Raw genomic sequence first — 4,053 nt, forward strand, 5'->3', positions numbered from 1 at the left:
CGACGAGCAGACCACGTGCGAAAACGTTCATAGTCTCTGCAAGCACCACCATGTGATGAAGACGGACGGCGACTGGGACGTCGTACGCGACGCGGCGACCGGGACCACGACCTGGACCTCGCCCACCGGGCACCGCTACGACCGGCCCTCCTACCCCGCCGACCCGACCGTCGAACCCCGCCCCCGAATCGAGGCCCTGCCCAAGGTCGAACTCCCTGACGAACCACCGTTCTGAAAGCAGGCCGCGGCCCCGTTCTGTAGCAGGCCGCGGCCGCGTTCTGAAGCGGGCCGTGACCCCGTTCTGAAGCGGGCCGTGACCCCGTTCTGAGGCAGGCCGTGACCCCGTTCTTAGGCGGGTGGCGAGCGCTGGCGAGTCTTGCGAGCGCCGTCCTGCGGCTGCCGTAGGGTGTCGATCGCGAGCTCATCCGCCGGTGTTCCGGCGGGCCGACGAGCCTGCCTCGCGCGGAAACCCGCTGCCCCGTCGCCATCTAGCCTGCCTTCGCCTCACGGATCATGGCCTCCATGGCAGTCGACCTGACGGGGGTGCTCACACCCAGCCACGGTCGGCCGATTTTGGCTCTGAGGGGGCCTATCGCGGCTCCAAGAAGGAGGGCGACGGGGTGGTGGACGCCGCGGCACGGCAGCAGCCCCCCGACCCGGAGACCGCCCGCCGCATCGAGGCAGCCAAGGCTGCAAAAGCCGCCGGCGACCACGAGCTGGCGACGAACCTCGCCGTTCGGGCGATCACCGCCGGCGAAGTGAACGGTGACGCGCGCGGTCAATCCGCCGCCCTGCGGGAACTGGCCGACCTCCTCAGCCAAGCCGGCAGGTTCGAAGAAGCAATCAGCACCTGTGAGCGCTCCCTCGAGATCCTCACCGTGCTCGGCGACGAGGCCGAGCTGTGCCGCGCGCTCACCACGAGGTCCTTCGCCCTGAACGAGCTCGGCCTGTGCGAGGAAGCCCTCGCCGGACTGGCGACGGCATCCGAGATCGCCGATCGGCTCCACGACAGCACCCTGCAGTACTGGGTCCAGAACCGGGTGGGCGGAGTGCACGGTGCGCTCGGAAAGTACGGGGATGCGCGAGTTCAGCTCACTGGAGCGCTCACGCTCGCCGAGAGCCTCACCAACGAGACCCGGTTCGCGGCGCTCAACAACCTCACGGACTCCAGCATGTGGTTGATCCAGGAGCTTGCGGCCCGTGGCGAGAGCGACCCGGCCGGCTCCCTGGTGACCGAGACGACCGGATATGCGACGCGAGCACTCGAGCTGGCCCGAGCGCTCGGCCACCCCTACAAGGTGGCGATCGCCCTGAGCAACTTCGGCGTGATGCGGTGGCTGGCCGGCGATCCGCATGACGCCCTGCGGAGCCTCGCGGAAGCGCAACGCCTCGCGCATGAGCGTGGCTACTACTCCCTCGAGCTCTCCACGCTGCAGTACACCGCCCCGATCCTGCTCTCCCAGGGCGAGACGTATCGTGCGATCGACCTGTTGGAGCACGTCCTCGACAGGGCGCGCGCGATGGGCGAACGGCCGATCGAACGCGACTGCCTGATCAGGTTGACCGATGCGTACGAGCTCGTCGAGAACTACCGGGGAGCATTGAGTCGCCATCGCGAGTTCTACGCACTGGAACAGACGATCCGCTCGGAGCGGACCGAGGTCAGGGCCCGGATCCTCGCTCACCGGATGGAGCTGGACAACGCGCGGTTCGAGGCCGCCGATGCGCGGGCGAAATCAGCGGTCACCCGGGCGCACAACCGGCGGCTCGAGGAGGACAAGCTCTCGCTCCAGGTACGCACCGAGGAGCTCGAGCGGCACGCCCATCAGGACGCGCTCACCGGCCTCGGAAACCGTCGTTTCCTCAATGCCGTGCTGCCCCGGCTGTTCCACGCCTCCGCGGCCCTGGGCCCGGGGCCCGGGGCCCGGGGCCCGGGGCTCAGCCTCGCCATGGTCGACTTCGACCACTTCAAGGCGGTGAACGACGCCTTCGGCCACGCCGTCGGCGACACGGTGCTGCAGCGGGTCGCGCAGCTGTTCATGGTCGACAGCCGCGTCGAGGACCTGGTCGCCCGGTTCGGCGGCGAGGAGTTCCTGCTCGGCTTCACCAACACCGACCACGAGGCGGCCCTGACGATGTGCGAACGCCTTCGCCAGTCCATCGCGGCCGAGCCGTGGTCGAGCATCAGGGCGGGACTTGCGGTCACGGTCAGCATCGGCATTGCGACGCGCGGCGACACGACCGACGTCGGTCAGCTCATCCAGCGTGCCGATGAGCAGCTCTGCCTCGCCAAGGCCGGCGGCCGAAACTGCATCAGGCAGTACCAAGCCAGTTCGGGCTGAGCCCGGTCAGGCAACGATGCCGAGCCCTCTGGGACGGGACGACCCGGGGTGCCTGAGGTGCGAAGCTCGGATGGCCGGACGGGTCACGGCGCCCGCTGCGCGGCCAGCAACGCGACCGCGACGGCCTTTGCCGATCCGGCCGACTCTGTCGTCCGATCGCGCAGCGCGGCCACGATGGCGCCATCGACCAGGAGCATGAACTGTCGCGCAAGGGCCTTGTGCCCCGCGTACCCGGCCTCGTCAAGCAGCCGGTCCAGGTAGGCGACGACCCGGCGCTTGTGGTCAGCGGCAGCCTGGAAGGCGGCGCTCTGCGGGTCCGCCGCCTCCACCATCGTGTTGATGAATGCGCAGCCCCGGAAGTCCTGCCAGCCGAAACGCTCCGCGAGTGCGTCGAATACGGCCGCCGGACGTTCGGTCGCGGGCAGCCCCCTGGCCGCGACGGCCTCCTCCAGCCAAGCCCGCCAGCGCACGTCCCTGCCCCGCAACACCTCGAGGACCAACTCGTCCTTGCTCTGGAAGTGCCGGTAGAAGGAAGCCCGCCCGACCCCGGAGACCTCGAGGATCCGCTCGACGCCGCACGCCCGGATGCCCTCGGCATAGAAGAGCTCCTCGGCGGTCTGCAGGAGCCGTTCCCGCGCCTTGGTTGCCATATCGGGAAACAGTACCAGTCGGTTCCGTCTTGACTCCAGACGGAACCGACCAGTATCGTCTTGGCTTCGGGACCAATCGGTACCGTCTGCGATTCGCGAACCACTTCGAGGACGTCGTCATGACAGATCGCTTGCCCCCCGTCACCACCGACATCGCCGGGACCGAGCAGCGCGCGTTGCTCGAGCAGACCGAGCGGAAGCTCGGCCGGGTACCGAACCTGTACGCGGCCATGGCCAACGGACCGGCTGCCCTCCGGGGCTACCTCGCGCTTCGCGACGCGCTCGCAGGCGGCGTGCTCGGTGCTCGATTGCGCGAACAGCTGGCACTCCTGATCGCCCAGGAGAACGAGTGTGGCTACTGCATCTCGGCGCACAGCATGCGCGGCGGCCGGATGGGTTTCAGCGACGACGAACTGGCCAGGACTCGCCGCGCCGAGGCCGAGGACCCGCACGTCCAGGCGGTCCTCACGGTGGCGCGAGGAATCGTGCGGTCCGGTGGCGGCGTCAGCGACGAGCTGCTTGCGGACGTCCGGGCCGCGGGCGTCACGGATGCCGAGCTGGCCGAGATCGTCGCCCACGTCGCGCTCAACGTGCTGTCGAACTACTTCAACCAGCTGGCCCGGCCTGCCCTGGACTTTCCCGCAGTGGACCCTGCTCCGCCGGTCATCGCGGCGATGTCGTGACCCTGACCTGGCGCGACGCAGACGTCGTCGAGCTGCGGGACGGCTACGCGATCACCGACTCGGACGGGAGGCCGGCCGCTCGGCTCACCGAGGTTCGGGTGGCGGTCGAGGGCGGTTTTCTTCACATCCACCTGCCGGGCGCGAACACGGTCGAGATTGTCTCGGCGCCGGCGCTGGGCCGGCTCACGTATCGCCTGCCGCGGACCGGGTAGCGAGGTCGGCTCGGCTGACTCTGGTACTTCAGAGCGCACCGGGTCGATTGGCCGGATACTCATCGCTATGGGCACCACTTCCTCCGCGAGTCCCCGCGTGACGCACGACGACGACGGTGGCGGTGGCGGTGGCGGTGGCGGTGGCGGTGGCGGTGGCGGTGGCGGG

4 protein-coding genes and 1 pseudogene are annotated in these 4,053 nt (G+C 69.3%); 4 read left to right on the forward strand and 1 reads right to left on the reverse strand.

All coding sequences use genetic code 11. The annotated features are described in order from the left end of the window. Both VIM26_RS25240 and VIM26_RS25245 read left to right on the forward strand, forming a co-directional pair. Nucleotides 1-235, forward strand: a pseudogene (locus VIM26_RS25240) (HNH endonuclease); the annotation flags it as partial. Between the two features lie 388 nt (nt 236-623). Then, the gene (locus VIM26_RS25245; RefSeq protein WP_331956087.1) at nt 624-2,342 is read left to right on the forward strand and encodes a diguanylate cyclase; all 1,719 of its coding nucleotides are present in this window, start codon (nt 624-626) and stop codon (nt 2,340-2,342) included. Nucleotides 2,343-2,425: 83 nt separating this feature from the next. Here VIM26_RS25245 and VIM26_RS25250 read toward each other — a convergent pair whose 3' ends face one another. Continuing rightward, nucleotides 2,426-2,992, reverse strand: a complete 567-nt coding sequence (locus VIM26_RS25250; RefSeq protein ID WP_331956088.1) for a helix-turn-helix domain-containing protein — start codon at nt 2,990-2,992, stop codon at nt 2,426-2,428. 119 nt (nt 2,993-3,111) lie between these two features. On the opposite strand from VIM26_RS25250, the gene VIM26_RS25255 reads away from it, so the two are divergent. Together VIM26_RS25255 and VIM26_RS25260 are read left to right on the forward strand one after the other, a co-directional pair. Next, nucleotides 3,112-3,675 (forward strand): carboxymuconolactone decarboxylase family protein, encoded by a 564-nt coding sequence (locus tag VIM26_RS25255; RefSeq protein ID WP_331956089.1) that lies wholly within the window; start codon nt 3,112-3,114, stop codon nt 3,673-3,675. After that, nucleotides 3,672-3,887 carry a hypothetical protein gene (locus tag VIM26_RS25260; protein ID WP_331956090.1) on the forward strand — a complete coding sequence of 72 codons (216 nt, stop codon included), beginning with the start codon at nt 3,672-3,674 and terminating at the stop codon, nt 3,885-3,887. Before VIM26_RS25255 ends, VIM26_RS25260 begins: the two co-directional genes overlap by 4 nt. Nucleotides 3,888-4,053 lie beyond the last annotated feature (166 nt).

Source organism: Pengzhenrongella sp. (assembly GCF_036565025.1).
Taxonomy (GTDB): Bacteria; Actinomycetota; Actinomycetes; order Actinomycetales; family Cellulomonadaceae; genus Pengzhenrongella.